This window comes from Streptomyces sp. NPDC005866 (assembly GCF_040629895.1).
Classification (GTDB): domain Bacteria; phylum Actinomycetota; class Actinomycetes; order Streptomycetales; family Streptomycetaceae; genus Streptomyces.
On record NZ_JBEXWP010000028.1, the window covers coordinates 1 to 25,714 of the forward strand.

Consider the following 25,714-nt stretch of genomic DNA (forward strand, 5'->3'; position numbering starts at 1 on the left):
GGGGTTGTTTGTTTTTTTTACTGAGTTTGTTACGACCTCGCGGGGGGGGACACCCCCAACCCCCCCCCCCCACCACCCCTGCCGTACAGCCCTTCGTGCTGCCTGTCGATCAGTCCAGCCAGTGCTGCCGCCCGAGGCTGATCAGCCGCATCCGGCGGGCGGCGACCTGGGTGACGCGCTGCCGCTCCGCCTCCGAGGGCTCCGGCGCCTCCAGGGTCTCCAGGAACAGGGACGCGGTGATGAGCATCTGGTCCACATAGAGGTGGGCGAGCATCAGCAGGTCGTGGTCGTCCCACCCGGCGGCCTCGGGGTCCTTGGCCAGTTCGGTCTTGACCTCCTCGGCGAACCGGGCCAGTTGGTCCCGGATGGCCTCGCGTACCGGCTGCACCCCGCCGTGCCGTTCCCGGGCGATGAACCGGACGTGCGCCGGGTGTGCGGCCACATGGTCGGCGATCAGCCGCACGGCACGGTCGATGCGCTCCGGGCCCGGTGTGGAGACGGTCGTGCGGACCATGGGGTGCAGGCTGCCGAGCGCCTCGTCGACGAGGGCGACGCCCAGATCGGCGGTGGAGCGGAAGTGCCGGTAGAAGGCGGTCGGGGCGACGCCTACGGCCCGGGTGACCTCGCGCAGGCCAAGGCTGCTCAGGCTCTGTTCCTCCAGCAGTCCCAGCGCAGCGTCCAGGAAGGCCTGGCGGGTCTTCTGCTTCTGGGCCTGTCGGATGCCGAGGGTGTGACTCATGTCATCCAGTTAACAACTGTTCTCCGGAATTGGAAAGCCGTGGGAGTTGCTAGACTCGAAGTCAGTGAACAACTGTTACTACAACCGTTCACCCAAACTTTAACGGAGGGGGATCGAATCCCATGCTCTTCCTCGTCGCCGCACTCATGCTGCTCGGCGTGGTGCTGGGCACCGTGGCCCACGCGCCGCTCGACGTCACCGCAGGACTCTCCGCCGTGATCGCCGTCTGGCTGGCCGTCTTCGCACTCCGCGAGCACATCGCCCGCCGACGCCGCACCTCGGCCAACTGACCGTCCACCACGACATCCAGGAGCTGAGCATGCTGCACCTCACCGCCCCGGCCACCACCCGTCCCGGACCCCGCACCCGCGACGCCGACGGCATGGCCGTCGCGTCCTTCATCCTCGGCCTCCTCGGCCTCCTCGTCCTGAACCTGTTCCTGGGCCCGATCGCGATCGTCCTGGCGGCGGTGTCGCTGTGGCGCGGCACGAGCCGCAAGGGCCGCGCCTACCTGGGCATGGCGCTGGGCGTGGCGGACCTCGCGATCCTCGGCATCGCGATGGAGGTCTCGAACACCGTGTCCTGGAGCCTGTGAGCGTCGACCTTGTCAGCCCCGTTCAGGGAGCGCCCGCAGGGCGCGGGGCTGTACTGGACATGTGACTGGGCCGCGCGAGCGCGACCAGCCACCCGCACCGGGAACCCGTGAACGGTGATCTACCCCTACGGCGCTGGGTGACCCTCGCCCCGCCCCCGTAGAATCGATTCACCATGGCCTACCTCGACCACGCAGCCACGACCCCGATGCTTCCGGAAGCGGTAGAAGCACTCACCGCCACTCTCGGCATCACCGGCAACGCGTCCTCCCTGCACGCCTCCGGCCGCAAGGCCCGCCGCACGGTCGAGGAATCCAGGGAAACCCTCGCGGCAGCGCTCGGCGCCCGCCCCAGCGAGGTCGTCTTCACCTCCGGCGGCACCGAGGCCGACAACCTCGCGGTCAAGGGCCTCTACTGGTCCCGCCGCGACGCCGACCCCACCCGCACCCGCGTCCTGTCCAGCCCCGTCGAACACCACGCGGTCCTCGACGCGGTCCACTGGCTCGGCGAACACGAGGGCGCGAAGGTGGAGTACCTCCCCGTCGACCGCTACGGCCGGGTCCACCCCGAGGCGCTGCGCGAGGCGATCGCCCGCAACCCCGACGACGTGGCCCTCGCCACGGTCATGTGGGCCAACAACGAGATCGGCACCATCCTGCCGATCCGCGAACTCGCCGACGTCACCGACGAGTTCGGCATCCCTCTGCACGCCGACGCGGTCCAGGCGGTCGGCCAGATCCCGGTGGACTTCGCCGCCTCAGGTCTTGCCGCGATGACCGTCTCCGGCCACAAGGTCGGCGGCCCGTACGGCATCGGCGCCCTGCTCCTCGGCCGTGACCACACTCCCGTACCGGTCCTGCACGGCGGCGGCCAGGAGCGGCACGTCCGCTCCGGCACCCTCGACGTCCCGGCGATCGCCTCCTTCGCGGTGGCGGCGAACCTCGCCGCCGAGCGCCGGGAGTGGTTCGCCCGGGAGATCGGCGCCCTGCGCGACCAGTTGATCGACGCCGTGCGTACCGCGGTACCGGACGCGATCCTCGGCGGCGACCCGGTGGACCGCCTCCCGGCCAACGCGCACTTCACCTTCCCCGGCTGCGAGGGCGACTCGTTGCTCCTGCTGCTCGACGCCCAGGGCATCGAGTGCTCGACGGGCTCCGCGTGTACGGCCGGAGTGGCCCAGCCGAGCCACGTCCTGCTGGCCACCGGGACCGACCCGGACCTGGCCCGCGGCACCCTCCGCTTCTCGCTCGGCCACACCTCCACCCAGGCCGACGTCGAGGCGGTCGCGAAGGTGATCGGCCCGGCGGTGGAGCGGGCCCGGGTCGCCGGACTGAGCTGAGCGAGGCCAAGAGGGACGCCATCATCCCCTCGTCCTCGTGTTGCAGGAGATGGCAGTGGAGCATGCAGATGGACGTGTCGTCGGTGAAGTCTGTGAACGATGCGGTCACGGGTGGAACCGGGGGTCAGTCTTGTCCGACCCGTCGTACAAGCCGCATGTAGCGATCCCAGTCCCAGTGCTTGCCCGGGTCGGTGTGATCCGTCCCCGGCACCTCCACATGACCGATCACATGCTCCCGGTCCGTGGGCATGCCGTACCGGCGGCATATCGCGGCCGTCAGCCGCGCCGACGCCGCGTACATCGCGTCGGTGAAGTCCTCCGGGCGGTCCACGAAGCCCTCGTGCTCTATGCCGACACTCCGTTCGTTGTACGACCGGTTGCCCGCGTGGAACGCCACGTCCAGCTCGCGGATCAGCTGCGTGATCCGCCCGTCCTTGCGCACGACGTAGTGCGCCGCCGCCCCGTGCGACGGGTCCTGGAAGACCTTCACCGCGCTCGCGTAGCCGCCCTGGGTGACATGGATGACCACCCGGTCGATCTCGTAGTCCTCCGGCCGGTCCGCCGTGCGGTAGTTCGCCGGGGACGCCGCCACCCAGTGCGCGCCCCTGAAGTCGACCGCACCCGCCACCCGGGCCCTGCGCACCCCCGGCAGCCGCCAGTACAGCCGCGCCAGCTCGTCCCTGGTCAGCACCGCGGTGCCCACGGCCGCCGCCGCTCCGCCGACCAGCAGCGCCCGCCGCCCGATCCGCCGGTCCTGATCACTGCTCCTCGCCCCCACGTGATCCCCAACGGATACTCGCGGGCCCCGGTTCCCGCGTCCCCTTACTCTGGAAGGGCTATGACTGACACCCCGCAGCGCACCCGCCCCCTCCGCGTCCTCGCCGCCATGTCGGGCGGCGTGGACTCCGCCGTCGCAGCCGCCCGCGCGGCCGAGGCCGGCCACGACGTCACCGGCGTCCATCTCGCGCTCTCCGCGAACCCGCAATCCTTCCGTACCGGCGCGCGGGGCTGTTGCACCATCGAGGACTCCCGCGACGCCCGCCGCGCCGCCGATGTCATCGGCATCCCGTTCTACGTCTGGGACCTCGCCGACCGCTTCCGCGAGGACGTGGTCGAGGACTTCATCGCCGAGTACGAGGCGGGGCGCACCCCCAACCCGTGCCTGCGCTGCAACGAGAAGATCAAGTTCGCGGCCCTGCTGGACAAGGCCCTCGCCCTGGGCTTCGACGCGGTCTGCACCGGCCACTACGCGAAGATCGTGACGCTCCCCGACGGCTCCCGTGAGCTGCACCGCGCCTCCGACATGGCGAAGGACCAGTCGTACGTCCTCGGTGTCCTGGACGAGCGGCAGCTCGCCCACGCGCTCTTCCCGCTCGGCGACACACTGACGACCAAGGGCGAGATCCGCGCCGAGGCCGAGCGCCGGGGCCTCGCGGTCGCGAAGAAGCCCGACTCGCACGACATCTGCTTCATCGCCGACGGCGACACCCAGGGCTTCCTGGCCCAGCGGCTCGGCAAGGCCGAGGGCGACATCGTCGACGAGTCCGGCGCCAGGCTCGGCACCCACGAGGGGGCGTACGGCTTCACCATCGGCCAGCGCAAGGGGCTGCGGATCGGCACCCCGGCGGCCGACGGCAAGCCGCGCTACGTCCTCGACATCTCGCCGGTCGACAACACGGTGACGGTCGGCCCGGCCGCCGCCCTGGACGTGACCGGACTGACGGCGATCAAGCCCCGCTGGTGCGGCACCGCCCCCACCGGCCCCGGCCGCTACACCGCCCAGCTCCGCGCCCACGGCGGCGAGACCGAGGTCGGCGCCGAACCGGTCGACGGCGAGCTGCGCGTCACCTTCACCGAGCCGGTCCGGGGCGTCGCCCCCGGCCAGGCGATCGTCCTGTACGACGGCACGCGTGTCGTCGGCTCCGCGACCATCGCTACCACGGCTCGCCGGGAAGCTGCCACAGCCTGATCATCGAGAACTCGCAGGAGCTGGCACGGCCCGACCGCCCGGCATAGGCTGGCCCCGCGGAAGGCCCGCACAGTGTGAGCCGGCGGCGGGACCTCCCCGCCCCTTCGGGAGGTGGACGGTGCTCCTGCGCTTTCGAGTGGCGAATCACCGCTCGATCCGGGACGAGGCCGAGCTGACACTTGTCGCTGCAGCAAGCAGCGCTGACAGTTCCGACAGCATCGCGCGGGACAGCGGGATCGCGCAGGACGATGGCGGGCACGTGCCGGTGCTGCCCGTGGCCGGAATCTTCGGTGCGAACGCTTCCGGCAAGAGCAACCTGCTCAGCGCGTTCCACGCCATGCGGGAGGCGGTACGCACCTCCTTCGCGGACTGGGCCAAGTATCCCGGGGTGCCTCACCGGCAGCCCTTCAAGCTGGACGCCGCCAGCGCCGAGGAGACCACCCTCTTCGAGGTCGACCTGGTCCTCGGCGCCCGCACCCCCGTCCGTTACACGTATGGCTTCGAGCTCTCTGACGACCGGGTGGAGGCCGAATGGCTGCACGCCTATCCGGGCGGCATCCGACAGGTCTGGTTCGACAGGGAGGCGGACCGCCCGGCGGAGGACGGCGACGAGTATCTCTTCGAGAGCCCGGCTTTCACCGGCCGCCGCGACGACCTGGTCGCGCTCACCCGGCCGAACGCCCTCTTCCTCTCCACCGCGGCCACCCTCAACGACCCTCAACTGTCCGCCCTGCACCGCTGGTTCCTGAACAACCTGTGGCTGATGACCCCGGGTGAGGACATCACACACCGTGCCGACTGGACCAAGCGCCGCCTCACCGAGCTCCACGCCGACACCGGCTACCGGGAACGACTCGTCCAGCTCCTGGCCTCCGCAGACCTGGGCGTCACCGGCTTCGATCTCGATCCGGACACCGGCGCGGTCTCACTTCGGCACCGGACCGAGGGGGCGGAAGCGGTGGCCCTCGACTTCCTCACCGAGGAAAGCTTCGGTACGCACGCGTGGTTCGCTTTTCTCGGCCCGATGCTCGCCGTCCTCGACAACGGGACGACGCTTCTGGTCGACGAACTCGACTCCAGTCTCCACCCCACGCTGGCCGCCGAGGTCGTGCGTCTCTTCCAGGACCGCAAGGCCAACACCAAGGGCGCCCAGCTGATCTTCACCACCCATGACGCCACGCTGCTCGGCAACGCCGTACTCGACCGTCCGCTCCGCCGCGATCAGGTATGGCTCACCGCCAAGACGAAGTCCGGCGCGAGTGAGCTGTATCCGCTGGTCGCCGCCCATCCGGAAGCGGGCGAGGACCTGGAGCGGGGCTATCTGCGTGGCCGGTACGGAGGGGTGCCCCGGGTGACGCCGGGCGAGATCGCCCGCGAGGTGTCCTGGCTGGAGGAGAAGGCGGCAGCGACGGCGTGAGCGAACGGGGTGGGCACGGGGCATGAGCAGTAGGCGCAGGTCGAAGAAGGACGCGGCGAGCACGGTGATGCCGCCGCAGGCGCCTCCGTCGCAGTACTCACGTCGCGAGCGGGTGCTGTACGTGGGATGCGAGGGCGAGGTGACCGAGTACGACTACCTGCGGTACCTCAACAAGGAGTTCGGGAGCGGGGACAACGAGACCGGCCGACCGCCCTTCACCATCAAGCCGGTCCGCAAGGCCGACGGCCTGATCCCCTCCCGTACCGTCAAGGCGGTGGTCGAAGCCGCTCAGGGGGAGGACGAGACCTGGGTGCTCTTCGACCGGGACAGCCACCATGACATCCCCGAGGCATTCGAGGCCGCCGCGGTCTCGGACACCGAGGTCTGCTTCTCCCACCCCTCCTTCGAACTGTGGTTGCTGCTGCACTTCCAGCCGTTCGGCGGCGCCCAGGGCGCGGCGAAGAACACGCACGTCCTGGAGAAGCTGCGCAAGGCCGACCCCGCGTACAAGCGGTTCGACAAGCCTGACAAGGGTCTGAATGGTGCCCGCACCAAGGCGCTGAAGGGCAAGGATGCGGCGGCGGTGCAACACGCGCGAGCCCTGGTCGGTCAGTGCGAGCACGGTTCGTGCAAGCCCGCCAACGCCACGTTCGAGGCGCCGAAGTACGGTCGCTCGGCGAAGGAGAGGGCCGCCCGCTCGGGGCACGCCAAGAACTGCGACGTCCTGAACCGGGACCCGTCCACCGACGTGTGGCGACTCCTGGTCAGCCTGGGCATCGTGAAGGTCTGAGCGGCGGGCCTGCATCCCTGGTCACACTGCTTCGAATGTCCGGTTCCGGGCGGTTGGCTCCTTCACCCGCGGGCCGTCTAATCTTCCGTAGCACCTCCATTCCCGTACGAAGGATCAGCGCGTGGCCAGAATCACCCTGCCCGAGCTCGAACGCCATCTCTTCTCGGCCGCCGACATCCTGCGCGGCCGGATGGATGCCTCTGAGTACCGCGACTTCATCTTCGGGATGCTCTTCCTGAAGCGGGCCTCGGACGAGTTCGAGCCGGAGTGGAAGCGGGTGTACGAGGAGCGGCTCGCGCAGACCGGCGGCGACGAGGCGAAGGCGTTGGCCAAGGCGAACAATCCGGCTGCCTATCCCCGCGTCTTCTATGTGCCGCCGCGAGCGCGCTGGTGGCGTGGACCGCACCACGACCCGGAGACGCCGCAGAGCCCGGCGCCCGGCATCATGGCCCTGACCGAGAAGGTCGGCCAGGGCCTCGACGAGGCTCTGGTGGCGCTGCAAGAGGGCAACGACCTGCTCGCGGGCATCGCCTCGCACATCAGCTTCAACGAGGTGGTCGGTACCAAGCCGCGCTTCACCGATCCCGAACTCCGTTCACTGATCCGGCACTTCAGCCTCTACCGGCTGCGCAACGAGGACTTCGAGTTCCCCGACATGCTGGGCGCGGCCTACGAGTACCTTCTCGGCCGGTTCGCGGACTCGGCCGGCCAGCGCGGCGGCGAGTTCTACACGCCGCGTTCGGTGGTACGGATGATGGTGCGCCTGGTCGACCCGCAGCCCGGGGAGTCGGTCTACGACCCGTGTGCGGGCTCCGGCGGCATGCTGATCGCGGCCCGCGAGCACGTTGAGGAGCACGGCGGCGACCCTGAGGAACTGTCGGTCAACGGGCAGGACAAGAATGGCCCGTCCTGGTCCATGGCCAGCATGAACATGGTCCTGCACGGCATCCACACCTTCGACCTCCAGCACGGCGACACGCTCGCCGAGCCGCTCCACCTCGACGAGAACGGGCGGCTGCGCAAGTTCTCGGCGATCTTGTCCAACCCTCCGTTCTCGCTCCCGTACGACGAGGACGCCGTTGCCAAGGCCGACGAGGATCACGGAAAGCGGATGCACTGGGGCTGGACGCCTGGGAGCGGCAAGAAGGCCGACCTGATGTTCGTCCAGCACATGGTGTCGGTTCTGGAGGAGGACGGCGGACGAGCGGCCGTCGTCATGCCGTACGGGGTGCTCTTCCGGGGCGGCAAGGAACGCGAGATCCGCATCGGGATGCTCCGCGCGGACTGCGTCGAAGCCGTCATCGGCCTCGGCCCGAACCTGTTCTACGGCGCGGGCGTCCCGGCCTGCATCCTGATCCTGCGGCCCCCGCACGGGAAGGCCGACCCGAAGCGCCTGGAGAAGGTCCTCTTCATCAACGCCGACCGGGACTTCACGCCCGGCCGCAACCAGAACGAACTCGGTCCCGAGCACATCGAGAAGATCGTGACGGTCTTCCGCGAATGGCGTCTCATCGACGGCTACTCGCGCGAGGTCCACCGCGACGAACTCCTCGCGCCCGACGCGAAGGGCGTTCCCGAGGCGAACTTCAACATCCGCCGATGGGTCGACAATTCACCGCCCGCGGAGCCGCAGGACGTACGGGCGCACCTGTACGGGGGCGTGCCGGTCGCGGAAGTCGCGGCCAAAGAGGGGCTGTTCAAGGCGTACGGGGTCGACGCCGGCTCGTTGTTCGCGCACCGGGACGGTGACGAGGGTAAGGGCTCAGGCGAGTACTACGACTTCCTGCCGGAGGGCGCGGAGGCGACGGCCGCCCGTATTCCGCGATTGGCGTACGCGCGAGAGGCGGAGCTGCGCGAGACGTACGACGAGTGGTGGTCGAAGAGCTGCGGTCTCTTCGCGCAGCTCGCGGCGGACCGGAAGCTGATGGACCTGCGCAGCGGGCTCCTCGACGGGTTCACGGCCGCGGTCGGCGGAGCCGGGGTCCTCGGCGAGTTCACTACCGCCGGCATCATCGCCGCCTGGTGGATGGAGAACCGCTACGACATGAAGGCCCTCGCGGCGGGCGGCTTCGAGCGGGTCCTGGAGGGCTGGGTCGACTCCGTCGAGGCGATCGTCGACCCGGCGGTCCCGGGTGGCGGCGCGGATGACGCGAAGCGCTCGTCGGTCTCCCCGGCGGAGCGCCGCCGGGCCCTCGACCAGCCGGTGGTACGGGAGTTGATCCCGGAGTTCCTGGAGGCGGTCAAGGCAGCCGACAAGGCTCTCGCGGAGGCGGAGGCCGCGGCGAGGTTGGCGGTGGTGGGTTCGGGTACGGACACGGACGACGAGGCCGAGTCGGGTGAACCGGCGGAGCCAGTGACCCCGGAGCAACTCGCCGCGCTGGACAAGGCGTTGACGGTGGCGAAGAGGGCCCTGACGGCGGCGCGTAAGGAGCGTAAGGCGCTGGATGACAGCTTCCTGCCGAAGCTCAAGAAGGCGGCCGATGGGAAGCTGTCCGAACCGGACGGCCCGGAGGGCGTCGTCCTGGCGGTCCTGCGCAGCGACCTGTCCGACCGCCTGAACGCGGCGTTGGCGACGGGCCGCCGCGAGATCGTCGCCTCGTTCCGGAGCTGGGCCGAGAAGTACGAGGTGTCACTGACGGACCTGGAGGACGCCAGCGGCGACGCGGCGAAAGGGCTTGCGGAGTGGCTGGGGGCGCTGGGTTATGGGCGTTGAGACGGTGGAGACCGGGAGCCGTTCCTGGCCTGAGCAGTGGCAGCGGGTCAGCTTGGCGGATGCCGGTCGGTGGATGTCCGGAGGAACGCCGAGCACCTCGAACGAGGCGTACTGGGACGGAGACATCCCGTGGATCAGCGGCGCGAGCATGAAGCAGTTCCGCATTACGGATTCTGAGCGCCGTGTTACCCGGCTTGGGGCAGAGAACGGCTCACGGCTGGTCGATAAGGGCGCCGTGCTCTTCATCGTGCGAGGGATGAGCCTCAAGTCGGAGTTCCGGATTGGGGTGACGCAGCGTGAAGTGGCCTTCGGCCAGGACTGCAAGGCGCTTGTCCCAGACGATGGCATCGATCCGTACTACCTGGCGTATGCCATGAGGGTACTGACGCCGACAATCTTGAGCATGGTCGAGGAGACAAGTCATGGCACGGGGCGCCTGGACACGAACCGACTCAACGCGCTGGAGATCGGAGTTCCGCCGCTCCCTGAACAACGCGACATCGTCGCCGCGAATAAGGCGTTCGAGCGGCGGATCGGGGACCTCGAACGCGTCGCGCAAAAGCGGAGCACCCTGCTCTCGGCCGCAGTGTCCGCACTGCTTCGAAGTCAGGAGTACTCAGGTACGACGCTGGAGACAATGATGATGTCCTGCGATCCGGGCATCACTCTGGGGGCGCATCGCGCACCGCAGAAGCGTGCCACTGGTTACCTGCGTGTGGCCAACGTGCGGATGGGGTGGATCGACACCTCGGACGTCGCTTCCCTGGAGTCAACGAGTAACGACCGTCCCAGGTACGAACTGGAGGCCGGTGACATCCTTGTCGTCGAAGGGCATGCAAATCCTGAGCAAATCGGTCGTGCTGCGCTGGTTGGTCCTGCCGAAGAGGGGCTGCTATACCAGAACCACCTCTTCCGACTCAGGTTCGACCGCGATGAGGTTGTGCCGGAGTTCGCGATGTTGTGGCTGAACTCGGAGGCTGTTCGTTCGTACTGGATCAGCCGGTGCGCTACGAGTTCCGGCCTCTACACGATCAACTCAAAACTGCTGGCGGATGCCCCGTTCCCGGTGGTGCCCATCGAGGAGCAGCGGAAGATCGTGGAGACCTGGCGTACAGGAATCCGCGCAGTCGATTCTCTGCATGGGCAGATCACCAAGCTCCGCACGATCCAGCAAGGCGTGGTCGAAGACCTGCTCAGCGGTCGGTCCCGAGTGAACCGGACCTGAGGCTTTCTATCAGCGCACCGAATGACGCCCGGCCCGTGACGAACACGGTCGCCGGGCGTTTGCTGTCCCGCACGGCGATCCCCTCCTGTGACGTGGCGACCTCGACGCATGCGTTGCCGGCCGCCTCGGAGTAGGAGGACTTGGCCCATCTCAGTTCGGGCAGCACGGCACCTTCTAGAGTTCTCCGACGATTTCGAGGATCCGGTCCCTCGACCCCTCCGGATTCAACGCCACCTGTTCGACCAAGTCCAGTCGTCGCCGGAAGTTGGCCAGTTGGGTGGGGCTGTCGAAGAACACTGCGCCGGTGGGGGAGTCCACCTCGACGGTATCGAGGTGGGAATCGGAGGCCGACAAGTACATCATGGTGTCCCCGGCCATCGGAAACCCTTCCGTGGCCATCGGGATGACGAGCAGCGTGACGTTGGGGCGTTCACTTTCGGTCAGAAGCCAGTTGAGCTGGCCTTTGGCTGTCTGGCGTCCGCCGACCTGGAACCAGAGCGCGGCTTCATGGATCAGCCCTGTGTACGGGACGGCCCCCTCCTCGACCACTCGATGGCGTGACAGGCGATGTGCTACGCGTAGCTCCACCTCTAGTCGAGGCAGTGCGGGAACGTACAAGTCGAACAGCGCACGCGCGTGTTCTTCGGTCTGGAACACACCGGGGATGTGCGCCATCTGCAGTGTGCGCAGGCTGGAGGCGTGGTGTTCCAGTTCGGACACGTCGAGAAAGTCTGGCGGGATCTTGCCGCGGTACTCGTCCCACCAGCCCCGTGTCCGCCCGCCGGTCATGGCGGCGAGTGCGTCGACGAGACTGGTGTTGTCGCATTCGTAGATGCTGGCCAGGCGGCGGAGCCGAGGCTCACTGATGCCGAATCGCCCCGACTCCACGTTGGAGATGGTGGTCCGGTCTGTGCCAAGCAGTTCGGCCGCTCGCGGGGCGGACATGCCAGCGGCCTCGCGTAGTCGCCGCAGTTCTCGACCGAACCGGCGCTGCCGGACGGACGGCGTCGGTCGTGGTGCCATCTAGCCTCCCTGAGTTCGCGGTCAGTGTGTCGACGGAGGCCGAGGCCGTCTACCAATTCCAGCAATTCAACTCGTTGGAGTGGTAACGGTCTCACCCGTTGTACTTTCGGCGCCACCCTTGGTGAACTGTTGTCAGTTGAACCGCCGCCCGGCGGAAGCGCACCGGCCCCTGCCCTCCGGAAGGCAGGACCCCGGCATTGCCACCGCCATCCGGCAGTTCGCGACAGGCGCCGCAAAGAAACCGTTCCGCACCACGGAGGTACACCCTCGTGAGCAGTAACGACCCGAACACCGCACCCGGCAACGACCCGACCCACCCCGTCAGTTACGACGTCAGCTACGGCGACCACCCCGCCCCGATCCCCTTCACCGCCCCCTGGGTGTACGAGATCCACTTCCCCTGCGATCCACGCGGCCCCCGGATCGTCCGGGGCGCCCTCCGTGCCGTACTCCACGCCCACGGGATCGGCGAACTCGCAGACAGGGCAGAGCTGTTGACCTGCGAGCTCGCCACCAACTCGGTACGGCACACGAAGGGTCCGGTCATCGTCCGGATGCACTGGCTGTGCCCGGCGCTGCGCGTGAGTGTGTGGGACGCGAGTCCGGATCTGCCTCCGTTCGCGCCGGCCTTGGTGATGCCCGATCCCGCCGCTCCCTGCGGTCGCGGGCTGCCGATCATCGAGAGTCTCGCCGACCGATGGGGCGGCTGCGGGTACGTCGACGGGCCGAACGGCGGACCGGGCGGCAAGACCATCTGGTTCGAGCTCGCCCTCGGAGGTGATTTCCGGCCACCTTTCCCGGTGCTCGCCGCCTGATCCGCGCGCACCCCGCGCCGCGCTCTCCGACCGCCGATAGAGTTTCGATCACCAGTCCTGCCTACCGGAGGGCGGGGATCGAGGCCGGTGGTCGGGGAGGACAGGCGTGGCGGAGCAGCCGGAGTACGTCAGGACCGAGCGGCCGCTGATCGAGCAGCTGACGGCGATGGGCTGGGCCCATCTCCGGGGCGGCCCCACCGCCGGGCCGGCCACCGCGCCGCAGGCCTCGGACCGTGCGAATTTCGAGACCGTCGTGTACGCGGACCGGTTCAAAGCCGCCGTGGCCAGGATCAACCCGAGGCCGTCGGACGGGGAACCCTGGCTGAGCGACGCGCAGCTCGACCACCTCCTCGCCTTGGTCCAGGGCACCGCTCCGGGGCAGGGCCCGAAGGAACGCGGCGTCGCCGGGAACCTGGACGTGACCGACCTCCTGCGCAAGGGCCGCAACGCCCGCACCCTGCCGGGCTGGACGAAGGGCGACCCTGAACACGTCCGACTCGTCGACTGGGACGGCGAGTTCGGGGAGCAGCCTGACACTCCCGGCGGCGGCAATGACATGCTCGTCGTCTCCCAGTTCAGGGTCGAGCGGAAGGACGCCGCTCCCGTCACGCCCGACCTCGCGCTGTTCGTGAACGGGCTGCCGTGGGTGGTGATCGAGTGCAAGGCGCCCGTGGTGTCCGGCCCTCAGGGAGACGTGCGGGCCGCCCTGGACGACGCCGTCGACCAGGTCCTCCGGTGCGCGGGCGTCAACTCCCCGGTCGCCGTACCCGAATTCGTACGCTTCGCACAGGTCCTGGTCGGCACCGACCGCGACCACGCCGAGACCGGCACGGTCACCGCCGAACCCCGGCACTTCGCCCCCTGGCGCACGGTCGCGCCCGTGAGCGAGGACCGCGTACGCGAGGAGGTGTGCAAGCCCGCGACGTCGGCCCTCACCGACCAGGAGATCCTCGTCGCCGGGATGCTGCGCCCTGCCCATCTTCTCGACTTGGTAAGGGACTTCACCACCCGGCTCGGCAGCGGTCACCGTACGGTCAAACTGGTCGGCCGCCACCAGCAGTTCAAGGCGGTGAAGGCGCTCACGCGGAAGCTGGAGGAGCGGGACCGGAAGGCGGCCACCGGCGTGGCCGTCAGCCACCGGGGCGGTGTCGTCTGGCACACCCAGGGCTCCGGCAAGAGCCTGACCATGGCGTTCCTCGTCCGGCACCTGCGCAGCCGTCCCGCTCTGAAGTCGCACAAGGTGGTCGTGGTCACCGACCGCATCGACCTGGAGAAGCAGATCCGGGCGAGCCTGGCCGCCACCGAGGAGAAGGTGCATCGCGCGCCGGACGTCCCGCGCGCCAGAAAGTACCTGGAGGTGGACGTCGGGGACGTCGTCCTCGTCACCCTGCAGAAGGCGCAGCGCGACGACACCGCGTACGACGGCCGGGAGGAGTCACTGCCCGACGCCGCCCCCGCCGACGATGACGAGGACGGTGCCGAGGACGAGGGATACGTACAGAACCGGGTGGCCAACCCGCACCACCACGTTGTCGTCCTGATCGACGAGGCCCATCGGGGCCAGGACAAGTGGCAGCACGCCCGCTGGCGGGCCATGCTCCCGCGCGCTGCGTTCGTCGGCTTCACCGGCACTCCGGTGATCGACCGCAACCGCAAACGCAGCGAGGAGATCTTCGGCCCGTACACCGACACGTACACCCTGCGCGACGCCGAACTCGACCGCTCCGTCGTGCCCGTTCGCTACGAGGCGTACGCCGTACCGCTCGAAGTCATCGAACAGGCCGCCCTCGACGCCCGGTTCGACGAGAAGGTGCCGTCCGATCCGAAGCTGCGGGCCGAGGTGCTGCGCAAGTTCGGCCGCCGCAAGGAGATTCTGGAAGCCCCTTCGGTGATCGAGGCCAAGGCCGAGCACATGCTCGGCCACTGGGCCCGCACCGCGTTGCCCGACCGCTTCGGGGCGCAGATCGCCACCGTCTCCCGGCTCGCCGCCGTCCGCTACCGCACCGCGCTGCTTGCCGCCCGCGAGCGGCTCGTCGCCCGCCTGGACGCGCTCGACCCGGCCCTGATCGCCGACCCCATGGCCGCGCTCGAAGCCGACGACGAGGAGCGGGCGCTCCTCACGCTCCTGCCGGATCGCGAGGTACTGAGAACGCTCGACGCGGCCGTCGTCATCTCCCCGGCCAGGCAGGGCGGCAGCGACCCGGAGGCATGGCGGCCGTGGATCACCAAGAGCCACCAGGACGCGCACATCGAACGCTTCAAGAAGGGGCTGCCTCCACGCGACATCACGGCCGACCCGGCATGGAACGTCAGGACGCACGGGCTGCAGCCGTCCGGCGTCGGCACCCCGGCGAGCGGCGGCCAGGTGTGGAACGTCGACTTCGACCTGCCCGCGGACAGCGGACCGCCCGCGCCGCCGGACACGGAAGGCAGCGCACCAGCGGAGACCATGGCCTTCCTGGTGGTCCAGTCGATGCTGCTCACCGGCTTCGACGCACCCGTCGAGCAGGTTCTCTACCTGGACTGCAAGCTGTCCGGCGCGGGGCTTTTGCAGGCCGTGGCCCGCACCAACCGGCCCTACCCGGCCAAGAAGTGGGGCCAGGTCGTCGACTACGTCGGCATCGGCCCGGAACTGGCCGGCTCGCTCGCCTCCTATGACCAGGAGCACCTGCGCCACGTCCTCGGCTACCGGAACGTATCCGTGGACCACCTCCAGCCGGACTACCAGGGACCGCAGCCCGACGGCAGCAGCCCGGACCGGGACGGACTGCTGCTGCGGTCCGACGCTGCCGCCAAGGCCCTCCTGGAAGACCTCGGGGCGAAGGTCACCCGCTTCCTGGCCGGGCAGAACGTCACCGATCCCGGCGACGAGTCGCAGTGGGAGGACTTCCTCGGCCAACGCCTCGACGACCCGCTGCGGCGCGGCGAGTTCGACGAACGCGTCCGGGACTTCCTGACCGCGCTCAACGCGGTCCTGCCAGATCCGGAAGCACTGAAGTACCGTGATCTGGCAGGCCAGTTGGGCACGCTGCAGTACATGGCCAGACGCCGCTACCTCGACGGCCGTGAACAGTTCAGCCCGCGCCGCTACGGGGCCAAGGTCCGCCGGCTCATCTCGCAGCACATCGAGACCACCGGGATCCGGCAGCGGATCCCACCCGTCGAACTCACCGACCCGGAGTTCATGGAACGGGTCGACGCGAACGCCGACCCCCGGACCCGCTGTTCGTACATGACGGGCTCGCTGAAGCTGCGCATCACCGCGAAGATCGGCGGGGACCGGGCGGGCTACCAGCGGTTCAGCGTCCGGCTCGAAGAGATCATCGCGCGGATGCGGGACGACTTCGAGCAGGCCGCCGCCGACCTGAAGCGTCTGGTCGGGGACGTGGCCGCGGCGGAGCGGGAACCGGAGGACGGCGACGCTCTCGACTCCCGGACCGAACGGCTGGTCCTCGGACTGCTCCAGCAGCACGCCGAAGAAGCCGGGCGGGAACCCTGGCCGCCGGGCACCGACCTGATCCGGGCGGCCCGCGGTCTCACCGGGGAGATCTCGGTGCTCGTCCGGCGCCCGCAGATACGCACACAGGCCCCTGCCCGTAACCGCATGCGCAGCGAACTCTGCCAGCAGCTGGAGATCTGGCTCGACATGGACTGGGACGACATCGGCGACCTCGCGAGCCATCTGACGGAGCTGGCCGTGGAGAGGTACGAGTACTTCCTCGGATACCGGCCGCGCGACGAGGCGGACGGCGGGGACATCTGACTCGGTGACCGCTGATGAGTGCAGGCAGGGTGATGTCGTTGCCGGATGCTAGGAAGAGTGGGTGAACACCGTCGTCGAACAGGCCATCGCTGATCTCCCCGTACCCAGGGGGTGGCGGTGGGACGTCGTCGTGCGGCCACGGCGCCGTACCCTCGGCATCGAGATCGCCGAGGACGGCCGGGTGCTCTTCGCGGTTCCCGCGGGCGCGGATCCGAAAGAGATCGCCGACGCGGTGCGTGGCCGGATGCCGCGTCTCGCCGCCGAGATCCGCCGCCGTCAGGACCTGCGCACGGCCGAACCGGTCAGGGACCTGATCGGCGGCGAGGGCTTCGCCTACCTGGGCCGCCGGTACCGGCTCAGGCTCACTCCCGACGACGGCAGCAGTCACGTACGACTGCGACAGGGATGGCTGGAGCTGCCCCGATCGCGGTCGGCCGCCGCTGATGCGGGGCCCCTTGTGGAGTGGTACAGCAGCCGCGGGGAGCGCTGGCTCGCTGCCAGGCTGCAGCCGCTGGCGTCACTGGCCGGAGTGCGTGATCCGGCAGGCATCGACGTGCGGGACCTCGGCCGTCGCTGGGGTGCCTGTTCTCCAGAGGGTGCGATCACCGTGCACTGGGCGGTGATACAGCTGCCGGTCGCCTTGGTAGACCTCGTCCTGATCCATGAGCTCTGCCACCTCAAGCACCCCGGCCACGGAGCGGCCTTCCGACGGGCCGTCCGGCTCGCGCTACCTGACGCGGACGGGCGTGAACGGCAGCTCGCTCTGGAGGAGCCGAGCCTGTGGCGCGGAGCTGTCTCCTCGACAAGGCACTAGGAAGGTACCCACCGCCCGAACCGGCTGCTGCCCAAGGCCGTCGCGTAGGGGACGGTCTTGATGAGGCGGTAGCCAGTCGAGTCTACGAGCGCGTCGCGGACGGTCGTGCTTTCACCCGTCGGGTTGTCCGGTTGAGCACGATCAACGTGAAAGTGGCGGTCGGCCACGGCCGCCTTGAAGCCCGCCGCGCCCCGCAGCGCGGCCCGCGCGAGGCCGGGCAGGGGCGCGCTAAGAGAAGAACTCCGCCAGCGCCGGCCCGAGCGCCTCCGGGGCCACCATGTGCGACTGGCTCTCCAGCGTCCGGTACGTCCCCCGGGGCGCCGCCTCGGCTACCGCCCGGGCCGCCTCGCGCATCCAGGCGGGACTCGCGCCGCCCCCGAGGGACAGCACGGGCACCGTGATCGAGGCCAGCCGGTCCTTGGGCACCAGGCCGTCGCCCATCACGGCGTTGTCGTACGCGAGGCTGGGCGCGAGCGCCTCCATGCCGGGCCACATGGGGGACTGGCGGGCACCCCGGATCATCTCCTCGGCCAGGCCCGTCAGCCGCAGGAACAGCTCGACCGCGTCCCCGCGCCGGCCGTGCTCCAGCGCCTCGGTGAGGTGGTCGGTGTACTCGGCCCGCTCCTTCGCGCCGCCCTCGTAGACGGCGTACGGCACCTCGTACACGGCCACCTGACGCAGCGGCAGCCCGCTCGCCGCCGCCTCAAGGACCAGCGCGCCGCCCGACGAGTGGCCGTACAGCGACGCCTCGCCGCCCACCGCCTCGATCAGCGCGGCCAGGTCCTCGACCTCGCGGGCGACCTCGTACGGCTTGGTGTCACCGCTTGCGCCCCGGCCCCTGCGGTCGTAGGAGACGACGGTGAAGCGGTCCGCGAGGGGCACGGCGAACGGCGCCACCGTGGCCCCCGTCGACATCGCCCCGCTCACCAGGATCACCGCGGGGCCGTCACCGGTGCGTTCGTACGCGACGGGGGTCCCGTCGCGCGAAATGGTCTTCTTGTCCATGCCTCAGCAGACTGCCCCAAGGCGCGGAACTAACGGCTCACGACACCTCGACCTCGTAGAAGCAGAGGTGGTCCTTGATCGCGGCGACGTCGGGCTTGGGCTCCGGGTAGGCCCACACCAGGTCCGGCGCGTCCGGCAGGGACCAGTAGGAGGCGGTGCCCTTGAAGGGGCAGACGCTGTGCGACTCGGACGGGGTGAGGAGGTCGAGGCGGACGTCCTCGGCGGGGATGTAGTACCGCACGGGACTCCCGGTCTCGTGCAGGATCAGGGGCCGATCGCTCTCGGCCAGTACGAGATCGCCGTGCGTGACACGCACGTGCTGCTGACTTTGCTCGATGGTGATCGTGTGTCCAGAGGCCATACAGGGATGACAGCTGCGGGGGCCCGGTTGTTCCCCCTGTCGGTGAATACTCCCCGACAGGGGGAACGCCGGCCGGCCGCGCCTACCCTGACGTCATGCGCATCTGTGTCTTCCTCTCCGCAGCCGATCTCGACGACCGCTACACCCGCCCGGCGCGTGACTTCGCACGGCTCCTCGGAAAGGCAGGCCACACCCTCGTCTGGGGCGGCTCCGACGTCGGCCTCATGAAGGTCGTCGCGGACGGAGTCCAGGAAGCCGGCGGCAAGCTCCTGGGCGTCTCGGTCGAGTTCCTCGCGAACAAGGCCCGCCCCGGCGCCGACGAGATGGTGATCGCGTCCGACCTCGCGGAGCGCAAGCGGCTCCTTCTGGAGAAGGCCGACGCCGTGGTGATCATGGTCGGCGGCACCGGCACCCTGGACGAGGCCACCGAGATCCTGGAACTGAAGAAGCACGGCCGCACGGACAAACCGGTCGTCCTGCTGAACACCGCCGGTTTCTACGACGGTCTCCAGCAGCAGTTCCGCCGCATGGAGAAGGAGGGCTTCCTGCCGCGCCCCCTGTCGGAGCTGATGGTCTTCGCCGAGGAGCCGGCCGCGGCACTCGCCCACCTGGAGGCGGGCCGGAGCGCCGAGTGATGCGAGCATGGCTCTCATGGCAACTCATGTGATCACCGGCGCCGGTTCCGGTATCGGCGCCGCCGTCACCCGCCGTCTGCACGCGCGCGGGGACGACCTCGTCCTGCATGCGCGCGACGCGGGCCGAGCGAAGGAACTGGCCGCCGAGTTCCCCGGCGCCCACACCCTGGTGGGCGACCTGGCGGACCCGGACAAGCTCGCCTGGGCCTTCTCGCACCAGACGCTCCCGGACCGGGTCGACTCGCTGCTGCACATCGCGGGAGTGGTCGACCTGGGCGAGATCGGCGAACTGACCCCGAAGTCCTGGCGCCACCAGCTGAACGTCAACCTGGTCGCACCGGCCGAGCTGACCCGCCACTTCCTGCCCCAACTGCGCACCGCCCGCGGCCATGTGCTGTTCGTGAACTCGGGCGCCGGCCTCAACGCCCACGCGGGCTGGTCGGCGTACGCGGCGTCCAAGCACGGCCTGAAGGCCCTCGCCGACTCCCTCCGCCACGAGGAACACGGCAACGGCGTCCGGGTCACCTCGGTCTACCCCGGCCGCACGGCGAGCCCGATGCAGGCGAAGGTCCACCAGCAGGAGGGCAAGGACTACGACGCGTCCCGATGGATCGACCCGGAGTCGGTCGCGATCACGATCCTGACGGCCCTCGACCTCCCCAGGGACGCGGAGATCAACGACGTGACGGTCCGCCCCGGGCCGTGATGCGGCGCCCTTCGGCCGAGCGCCCCGTCAGGGGCGCGCGGCGGTATCAGAGATGCGGCCACGCCGCGGGGGCGCGGCCGGCCCCCAGGTACCCGCACCCGACAACGAACCGCCGTCAGCCAACCTCACCTAGGCTCCTCACGTGAACGCGAACCCCGTCTTCGGCCCCGCCACAGGCATCGGCTCCCTTCCGGGCATCGACGCCCGCGAGGCCGCCAAAACAGCCACCGGATCCTTCGAGGACTTCCCCTTCCTCCCCGAACTGCCCGCCCGCGGCCCCGGCGCCGACATGATCGGCCGTACCGCGGGCCTGCTCGTCGAGCTGTACGCGCGCGTGGAGCCCAGCGGCTGGCGGCTCGGCGACCGGCCGGGCCGGGACACCCGCCGGGCCGTCTCCTGGCTGGGGGAGGACCTGGACGCGCTCGAGGAGTTCACCCAGGGCTACGAGGGTCCGCTCAAGGTCCAGGTGGTCGGCCCCTGGACCCTCGCCGCCGCCCTGGAGCTGAGGAACGGCGAGGCGGCCCTCTCCGACCCCGGCGCCTGCCGGGACCTGGCCGCCTCCCTCGGCGAGGGCCTGCGGCTGCATCTGGCGGAGGTCCGGCGCCGTATCCCCAGCGCCCGCATCGTGCTCCAGCTCGACGAGCCGTCGCTCACCGCCGTGCTGCGCGGTCAGGTGAGGTCGGCCAGTGGCTACCGCACCCACCGGGCCGTGGACCGCCAGGTCGTCGAGTCGACGCTGCGGGACGTCATGGGAGTCCACGCCGACGGCCCGGTGGCCGTCCACTCCTGCGCCCCCGACGTCCCCTTCGCGCTGCTGCGCCGTGCCGGGGCCGCCGCCGTCTCCTTCGACTTCTCGCTCCTCACCGAACGTGACGATGACGCGATCGGCGAGGCCGTGGAGGGCGGTACCCAGCTGTTCGCCGGTGTCGTGCCGGGCACGGACACGGCATTGTCAGACCCTGCCGGTAGCGTCATGGGTGTCAGGACGCTGTGGCGCAGGCTGGGGCTGCAACCAGGGCTTCTCGCGGAGGCCGTGACGGTCACCCCGTCGTGCGGGCTGGCCGGAGCTTCCCCCGCGTACGCCCGGCAGGCGCTCGCCCACTGCGTTCTGGCGGCGAGATCACTCGCGGACAACCCAGAGTAACGGGAGGAACACGGTGGCCGGCGACAAGCAGCAGGCGGAGACGACGGTGCCCGCCGAGGCACGGGAGCAGCACGCGCGGCTCGCCGAGCAGATCGAGGAGCACCGCTTCCGGTACTACGTGAAGGACGCTCCGGTCATCAGCGACGCGGAGTTCGACAAGCTCCTGAAGACGCTGGAGGCGCTGGAGGACGAACACCCCGAACTGCGCACGCCCGACTCCCCGACCCAGAAGGTCGCGGGGGCGTACGAGACGGAGTTCGGGGCGGTCGAGCACCGTGAGCGGATGCTGTCGCTGGACAACACGTTCAACGACGAGGACCTCGCCGCCTGGGCCGAGCGGATCCACAAGGAGCTGGGCGACCAGGAGTACCACTTCCTGTGCGAGCTGAAGGTCGACGGTCTCGCCGTCAACCTCACCTACGAGCACGGCCGTCTCACCCGCGCGGCGACCCGCGGCGACGGCCGCACCGGCGAGGACATCACGCCCAACGTCCGTACGATCGCCGAGATCCCGGACCGGCTGCACGGCGACAAGGTGCCCGACCTGGTCGAGATCCGCGGCGAGGTCTACTTCCCGATGGAGAAGTTCGCCGAGCTCAACGAGCGGCTGGTCACGGCCGGCGACAAGCCGTTCGCCAACCCGCGCAACGCGGCCGCCGGTTCGCTGCGCCAGAAGGACCCGCGGGTCACCGCGAGCCGCCCGCTGCACATGGTCGTCCACGGCATCGGCGCCCTGTCGGGCTTCGAGGGCATGACCCGGCTCTCCGAGGCGTACGACCTGCTGAAGACCTGGGGTCTGCCCACCTCGCCGCACAACCGGGTGGTCGACGACCTCGACGGGGTACGGGAGTTCATCGCCTACTACGGCGAGAACCGGCACTCCGTGGAGCACGAGATCGACGGGGTCGTCGTCAAGCTCGACGAGATTCGCCTCCAGGGCCGGCTCGGCTCCACCGCGCGGGCGCCGCGCTGGGCGATCGCCTACAAGTACGCGCCGGAAGAGGTCAACACCAAGCTCATCGACATCAAGGTCGGCGTCGGCCGCACCGGCCGGGTCACGCCGTACGCGCAGGTCGAGCCGGTCACGGTGGCGGGCAGCGAGGTGGAGTTCGCGACCCTGCACAACCAGGAGGTCGTGAAGGCCAAGGGCGTGCTGATCGGCGACACGGTGGTGCTGCGCAAGGCCGGTGACGTCATCCCGGAGATCCTCGGCCCGGTCGTCGACCTCCGGGACGGCAGCGAGCGGGAGTTCGTGATGCCGGCCGAATGCCCCGAGTGCGGGACGCCGCTGCGGGCCATGAAGGAGGGCGACATCGACCTCCGCTGCCCCAACGCCCGCACATGCCCCGCCCAGTTGAGAGAGCGGGTCTCCTATCTCGCGGGGCGTGAGTGCCTGGACATCGAGCACTTCGGCGCGGTGGCCGCGGCCGCGCTCACCCGGCCGCTGGAGCCGGCCGACCCGCCGCTGATCGACGAGGGCGACCTGTTCGACCTCACGGTGGAGAAGCTGCTGCCCATCAAGGCGTACGTACTGGACCCGGACAGCGGGCTGCCCAAGCGCGACCCCAAGACGGGCGAGGAGAAGGTCGTCACGGTCTTCGCCAACCAGAAGGGCGAGCCCAAGAAGAACACCCTCGCCCTGCTCCAGAACATCGAGGAGGCGAAGACCCGCCCGCTCGCCCGCTTCCTCAACGGCCTGTCCATCCGGCACGTCGGACCCGTGGCCGCACAGGCGCTGGCCCGCGAGTTCCGCTCCATCGACCGCATCGAGCAGGCCACCGAGGAGGAGCTGTCGCACATCGACGGCGTCGGCGGCATCATCGCGACGGCGCTCAAGGAGTGGTTCGCCGAGGAGTGGCACCGCGAGATCATCCGAAAGTGGAAGAGCGCTGGAGTCCCACTGGAGGACGAGTCCACCGGCGAGGACGAGGGGCCCCGTCCACTGGAGGGGCTCACCGTCGTCGTGACCGGAACCCTGGAGCACTACACCCGGGACGGCGCCAAGGACGCACTGCAGAGCCGCGGAGCCAAGGTGACCGGCTCGGTGTCCAAGAAGACCTCGTTCGTGGTCGTGGGTGACAACCCCGGATCGAAGTACGACAAGGCGATGCAGTTGAAGGTTCCGGTTCTGAACGAGGACGGATTTGTCGTCCTTTTGGAGCAGGGACCGGACGCGGCGGCCGAAGTCGCCCTTCCGACCGAGGAGTAGCGGTTGAAGGCCACCCGTTCGGCGCATACCAGATGCATACGGGTGGCCGGGGCGCAATCGGGCAACCGTCGACGACCGCTGCCCGTGGAAGCCTTCCGCGGCCTACTGTTGAGATGTGCACCTGCCGTGCCCAGCTGCGGTTGGGGCATTCCCGTGCTCCTGCAGGGCACGGACCGCATGGCGTGGGCACCGCCGGCTGTGAGAGGGACGGGAATGGAACCGACCGAGAGCGCCGCCCCGGACGCGCGGCTGCCGCTGCGCCGCCGGGCGGGCGCGTGGCGGGGGACTCGGTGGGCGGCAGGGGGTGACCGTCGCGTCGGTATGCCGGTGATGAGCGCCGCGTCCGAAGCGCGCGACCCGCTGCCGCTGGCCGCCATCGAGCCGCGGCCCGACCTGCCCGGCCACGAGCACGAACGGCACCTGACCTGGCCCGCGTTGCCCGCCGGAGTCGTCGCGGCCGCCGCGATCGGCCTCGGCGCCGGCTTCTACAGCGCCTTCACCGACCACCACGCCCTCTTCCCGTCCGGCACGGTCGGCTGGTCGCTGGCCGTGCTGACCGGCATCATCGTCGGCCACCTGGTGCTGCTCGGCCGCGCCCGCTGGTGGGGCGGCACCGGCTCCGGCGCCGCCCTCACCCTCGCCGTACTCCTGCTGTACGGCTGGGTGCCCGCCGGCATGGTCAGCCTCACCGTCGTCGTCCTGGTCGGCATAGCCAGGCGCCACCGCTGGCGGCAGGGCGTCCTGCACGGCGCGGTGGACATCCTCGGCATCGGCGCCGGCGCGCTGGTGCTCGGTGTGTTCGGGCGGGTACCGACCGTCGAGTCGCCCTGGAACCCCGGTAGTTGGAGCGTCGCCGCCGCCCCCGAGGTCGTCCTCGTCGCGGTGGCCTACCTCCTGGTCACCCGCGCCCTGCTCTGGTATCTGCACGCACCGCGCGGCGGCGGAGTGCCCACCGTAGCCCGCACCGCCCTGATGCGACAGGGCCTGGTCGCCGTCGCACTCCTCGGCATCGCCCCGCTGATCTGCGTGGTCGCCGTCGCCCAGCCGCTGCTGCTCCCGCTGTTCTCCATCCCCCTGGTCGCCCTCGACTCCACCCTGTGGATGGCACGGGCCCGGGCGGAGGAGCAGTTGCGCGACCCGCTGACCGGACTGCCCAACCGGCAGTGGCTGCTGGAGCGGATCTGGACCGCCCTCGACGACGCCGAACGCATCGGCGCCCGCTCCGCCCTCATGCTGATCGACCTCGACCGGTTCCGTTCGGTCAATGACACGCTCGGTCATCTCGCCGGTGACCGGCTGCTGCTGCAGATAGCCGACCGGCTGCGGGCCGCGCTGCCGCGCGGTGCGGAGGCGGCGCGGCTCGGCGGCGACGAGTTCGCGGTGTTACTGCCGGTCGCCGACTCCACGACGTCCGCGACCCGGATCGCCCGGGGCCTGGTCTCGGCGCTCTCCTCCCCGCTCGACCTCGACGGACTCACCCTCGTGCTGGAGGCCAGCGCGGGCGTCGCCGTCTTCCCCGACCACGCACTCGACGCGGAGGGGCTGCTGCGCCGGGCGGACGTGGCGATGTACCAGGCGAAGCGGGACCGTACGGGCGTCGAGGTGTACGAGTCCAAGCGGGACTCCAACACCCCGGACCGGCTGGGGCTGCTGGGCGATCTGCGCCGCGCCCTGGACGCGCACGAGGTGCAGTTGCACTACCAGCCGAAGGTGCGCTTCGACGGGCAGGTGGCCGGTCTTGAGGCGCTGGTGCGGTGGGTGCACCCCGAGCGCGGCAAGGTACCACCGGACGAGTTCATAGCGATCGCCGAGTCGTCGGGCCTGATGCCCCATCTGACGGAGTACGTCCTGGAGACGGCGCTCGGCCAGGTCGCCGAGTGGCGGGCGCAGGGGCTGCGGGTGCCGGTCGCGGTGAACGTCTCGCCGCGCGACGTCCATACGCCGGGCTTCGCGGGCTCGGTCGCGGCGCGGCTGGCCCGGCACGGGGTCCCGGCGGGGGCGCTCCAACTGGAGATAACCGAGCATGTGCTCCTTGAGGACCCGCAGCGGGCCGCCGACACCCTGGCGGGTCTGACCGGCCACGGCGTGAAGATGTCGCTGGACGACTTCGGTACGGGCTATTCGTCGTTGGTGCACCTACGGCGGCTGCCGGTGAGCGAGCTGAAGATCGACCGGTCCTTCGTGGCCCGGCTGGCCATCGACAACGAGGACGCGGAGATCGTGCGCTGCACGGTCGACCTCGCGCATTCGCTGGGGCTGCTGGTCGTCGCTGAGGGCGTGGAGGACGACGAGACGTGGGAGCGGCTGCGGGATCTCGGGTGTGACGCCGTCCAGGGGTGGCTGGTCGCCGCGGCGATGCCGCCGGAGGAGACGACGGCCTGGCTGCGGGCGCGGGGGTCGCGGGGGTGGCAGCGGCCGCGGGCCGCGCTGCCGGCCGCCGAGTAGTTCGCCCAC

At 69.9% G+C, this 25,714-nt stretch carries 22 protein-coding genes and 1 pseudogene; 16 read left to right on the top strand and 7 right to left on the bottom strand.

Annotation, left to right across the window (positions count from 1 at the left end):
* Nucleotides 1-109 precede the first annotated feature (109 nt).
* Complete coding sequence (locus ABZ396_RS32660; protein ID WP_358924672.1) at nt 110-739, bottom strand: TetR family transcriptional regulator; 630 nt, start codon at nt 737-739, stop codon at nt 110-112.
* A 122-nt stretch (nt 740-861) separates the two neighbouring features.
* On the opposite strand from ABZ396_RS32660, the gene ABZ396_RS32665 reads away from it, so the two are divergent.
* From ABZ396_RS32665 to ABZ396_RS32675, 3 genes are all read left to right on the top strand, one after another.
* A complete protein-coding gene (locus ABZ396_RS32665; protein ID WP_358924671.1) occupies nt 862-1,029 on the top strand; it encodes a hypothetical protein in 168 nt (55 codons plus the stop codon).
* A 32-nt stretch (nt 1,030-1,061) separates the two neighbouring features.
* Nucleotides 1,062-1,334, top strand: a complete 273-nt coding sequence (locus ABZ396_RS32670) for a DUF4190 domain-containing protein (protein ID WP_358924673.1) — start codon at nt 1,062-1,064, stop codon at nt 1,332-1,334.
* Nucleotides 1,335-1,507: 173 nt separating this feature from the next.
* Nucleotides 1,508-2,671: a cysteine desulfurase family protein gene (locus tag ABZ396_RS32675; RefSeq protein WP_358924670.1), complete on the top strand. Its 1,164-nt coding sequence runs from the start codon at nt 1,508-1,510 to the stop codon at nt 2,669-2,671.
* Here ABZ396_RS32675 and ABZ396_RS32680 read toward each other — a convergent pair.
* A pseudogene (locus ABZ396_RS32680) lies at nt 2,667-2,768 on the bottom strand (multicopper oxidase domain-containing protein); the annotation flags it as partial. The gene ABZ396_RS32675 and the pseudogene ABZ396_RS32680 overlap by 5 nt on opposite strands.
* A gap of 27 nt (nt 2,769-2,795) precedes the next feature.
* Nucleotides 2,796-3,449 carry an N-acetylmuramoyl-L-alanine amidase gene (locus tag ABZ396_RS32685; RefSeq protein WP_358924669.1) on the bottom strand — a complete coding sequence of 218 codons (654 nt, stop codon included), beginning with the start codon at nt 3,447-3,449 and terminating at the stop codon, nt 2,796-2,798.
* Nucleotides 3,450-3,509: 60 nt separating this feature from the next.
* On the opposite strand from ABZ396_RS32685, the gene mnmA reads away from it, so the two are divergent.
* The 5 genes from mnmA to ABZ396_RS32710 all read left to right on the top strand — a co-directional run bounded on the left by mnmA (nt 3,510) and on the right by ABZ396_RS32710 (nt 10,785).
* Entirely contained in the window at nt 3,510-4,640 is a 1,131-nt protein-coding gene (gene mnmA, locus ABZ396_RS32690; RefSeq protein WP_358924668.1) for a tRNA 2-thiouridine(34) synthase MnmA, read from the top strand.
* Nucleotides 4,641-4,899: 259 nt separating this feature from the next.
* Entirely contained in the window at nt 4,900-6,057 is a 1,158-nt protein-coding gene (locus ABZ396_RS32695; protein ID WP_358924667.1) for an ATP-binding protein, read from the top strand.
* 22 nt (nt 6,058-6,079) lie between these two features.
* Nucleotides 6,080-6,847 (top strand): RloB family protein, encoded by a 768-nt coding sequence (locus ABZ396_RS32700; RefSeq protein WP_358924665.1) that lies wholly within the window; start codon nt 6,080-6,082, stop codon nt 6,845-6,847.
* Between the two features lie 121 nt (nt 6,848-6,968).
* A complete protein-coding gene (locus ABZ396_RS32705) occupies nt 6,969-9,560 on the top strand; it encodes a class I SAM-dependent DNA methyltransferase (RefSeq protein WP_358924663.1) in 2,592 nt (863 codons plus the stop codon).
* A complete protein-coding gene (locus ABZ396_RS32710) occupies nt 9,550-10,785 on the top strand; it encodes a restriction endonuclease subunit S (RefSeq protein ID WP_358924662.1) in 1,236 nt (411 codons plus the stop codon). Before ABZ396_RS32705 ends, ABZ396_RS32710 begins: the two co-directional genes overlap by 11 nt.
* On the opposite strand, the gene ABZ396_RS32715 is transcribed toward ABZ396_RS32710, so the two are convergent.
* The gene (locus ABZ396_RS32715; protein WP_358924660.1) at nt 10,754-10,951 is read right to left on the bottom strand and encodes a DUF397 domain-containing protein; all 198 of its coding nucleotides are present in this window, start codon (nt 10,949-10,951) and stop codon (nt 10,754-10,756) included. The two genes, ABZ396_RS32710 and ABZ396_RS32715, sit on opposite strands and share 32 nt — an antisense overlap.
* 8 nt (nt 10,952-10,959) lie before the next feature.
* On the bottom strand, nt 10,960-11,808 hold the full coding sequence (locus ABZ396_RS32720) for a helix-turn-helix transcriptional regulator (protein ID WP_358924658.1): 849 nt from the start codon (nt 11,806-11,808) through the stop codon (nt 10,960-10,962).
* A 269-nt stretch (nt 11,809-12,077) separates the two neighbouring features.
* Here ABZ396_RS32720 and ABZ396_RS32725 point away from each other — a divergent pair, with 269 nt between their 5' ends.
* From ABZ396_RS32725 to ABZ396_RS32735, 3 genes are all read left to right on the top strand, one after another.
* On the top strand, nt 12,078-12,623 hold the full coding sequence (locus tag ABZ396_RS32725; protein ID WP_358924656.1) for an ATP-binding protein: 546 nt from the start codon (nt 12,078-12,080) through the stop codon (nt 12,621-12,623).
* A 106-nt stretch (nt 12,624-12,729) separates the two neighbouring features.
* The gene (locus ABZ396_RS32730) at nt 12,730-16,386 is read left to right on the top strand and encodes a type I restriction endonuclease (RefSeq protein ID WP_358924654.1); all 3,657 of its coding nucleotides are present in this window, start codon (nt 12,730-12,732) and stop codon (nt 16,384-16,386) included.
* A gap of 61 nt (nt 16,387-16,447) precedes the next feature.
* Nucleotides 16,448-17,200, top strand: a complete 753-nt coding sequence (locus tag ABZ396_RS32735; protein ID WP_358924653.1) for a YgjP-like metallopeptidase domain-containing protein — start codon at nt 16,448-16,450, stop codon at nt 17,198-17,200.
* A 228-nt stretch (nt 17,201-17,428) separates the two neighbouring features.
* Here ABZ396_RS32735 and ABZ396_RS32740 read toward each other — a convergent pair whose 3' ends face one another.
* Together ABZ396_RS32740 and ABZ396_RS32745 are read right to left on the bottom strand one after the other, a co-directional pair.
* Nucleotides 17,429-18,205, bottom strand: coding sequence for an alpha/beta hydrolase (locus ABZ396_RS32740; protein ID WP_358924651.1), 777 nt, complete (start codon nt 18,203-18,205; stop codon nt 17,429-17,431).
* A gap of 37 nt (nt 18,206-18,242) precedes the next feature.
* A complete protein-coding gene (locus tag ABZ396_RS32745; protein WP_358924650.1) occupies nt 18,243-18,566 on the bottom strand; it encodes a DUF427 domain-containing protein in 324 nt (107 codons plus the stop codon).
* Between the two features lie 95 nt (nt 18,567-18,661).
* Here ABZ396_RS32745 and ABZ396_RS32750 point away from each other — a divergent pair, with 95 nt between their 5' ends.
* The 5 genes from ABZ396_RS32750 (at nt 18,662) to ABZ396_RS32770 (ending at nt 25,705) form a co-directional block, all read left to right on the top strand.
* Complete coding sequence (locus ABZ396_RS32750; protein ID WP_358924648.1) at nt 18,662-19,201, top strand: TIGR00730 family Rossman fold protein; 540 nt, start codon at nt 18,662-18,664, stop codon at nt 19,199-19,201.
* A 7-nt stretch (nt 19,202-19,208) separates the two neighbouring features.
* Nucleotides 19,209-19,907, top strand: a complete 699-nt coding sequence (locus tag ABZ396_RS32755) for an SDR family oxidoreductase (RefSeq protein ID WP_358924647.1) — start codon at nt 19,209-19,211, stop codon at nt 19,905-19,907.
* A 142-nt stretch (nt 19,908-20,049) separates the two neighbouring features.
* A complete protein-coding gene (locus ABZ396_RS32760) occupies nt 20,050-21,051 on the top strand; it encodes a methionine synthase (protein WP_358924646.1) in 1,002 nt (333 codons plus the stop codon).
* 13 nt (nt 21,052-21,064) lie between these two features.
* Nucleotides 21,065-23,260 (top strand): NAD-dependent DNA ligase LigA, encoded by a 2,196-nt coding sequence (gene ligA / locus ABZ396_RS32765; RefSeq protein ID WP_358924644.1) that lies wholly within the window; start codon nt 21,065-21,067, stop codon nt 23,258-23,260.
* 213 nt (nt 23,261-23,473) lie between these two features.
* On the top strand, nt 23,474-25,705 hold the full coding sequence (locus tag ABZ396_RS32770; protein ID WP_358924642.1) for a bifunctional diguanylate cyclase/phosphodiesterase: 2,232 nt from the start codon (nt 23,474-23,476) through the stop codon (nt 25,703-25,705).
* The last annotated feature ends 9 nt before the right edge of the window (nt 25,706-25,714 follow it).

Excerpts from the sequence above, each read along its gene's own strand:
- ABZ396_RS32720 (WP_358924658.1), bottom strand. The coding sequence starts at position 11,808 with ATGGCACCACGACCGACGCCGTCCGTCCGGCAGCGCCGGTTCGGTCGA.
- ABZ396_RS32750 (WP_358924648.1), top strand. The coding sequence starts at position 18,662 with ATGCGCATCTGTGTCTTCCTCTCCGCAGCCGATCTCGACGACCGCTAC.
- ABZ396_RS32755 (WP_358924647.1), top strand. The coding sequence starts at position 19,209 with ATGGCTCTCATGGCAACTCATGTGATCACCGGCGCCGGTTCCGGTATC.
- ABZ396_RS32710 (WP_358924662.1), top strand. The coding sequence starts at position 9,550 with ATGGGCGTTGAGACGGTGGAGACCGGGAGCCGTTCCTGGCCTGAGCAG.
- ABZ396_RS32660 (WP_358924672.1), bottom strand. The coding sequence starts at position 739 with ATGAGTCACACCCTCGGCATCCGACAGGCCCAGAAGCAGAAGACCCGC.
- mnmA (WP_358924668.1), top strand. The coding sequence starts at position 3,510 with ATGACTGACACCCCGCAGCGCACCCGCCCCCTCCGCGTCCTCGCCGCC.
- ABZ396_RS32665 (WP_358924671.1), top strand. The coding sequence starts at position 862 with ATGCTCTTCCTCGTCGCCGCACTCATGCTGCTCGGCGTGGTGCTGGGC.
- ABZ396_RS32745 (WP_358924650.1), bottom strand. The coding sequence starts at position 18,566 with ATGGCCTCTGGACACACGATCACCATCGAGCAAAGTCAGCAGCACGTG.
- ABZ396_RS32700 (WP_358924665.1), top strand. The coding sequence starts at position 6,080 with ATGAGCAGTAGGCGCAGGTCGAAGAAGGACGCGGCGAGCACGGTGATG.
- ABZ396_RS32675 (WP_358924670.1), top strand. The coding sequence starts at position 1,508 with ATGGCCTACCTCGACCACGCAGCCACGACCCCGATGCTTCCGGAAGCG.
- ABZ396_RS32740 (WP_358924651.1), bottom strand. The coding sequence starts at position 18,205 with ATGGACAAGAAGACCATTTCGCGCGACGGGACCCCCGTCGCGTACGAA.
- ABZ396_RS32770 (WP_358924642.1), top strand. The coding sequence starts at position 23,474 with ATGGAACCGACCGAGAGCGCCGCCCCGGACGCGCGGCTGCCGCTGCGC.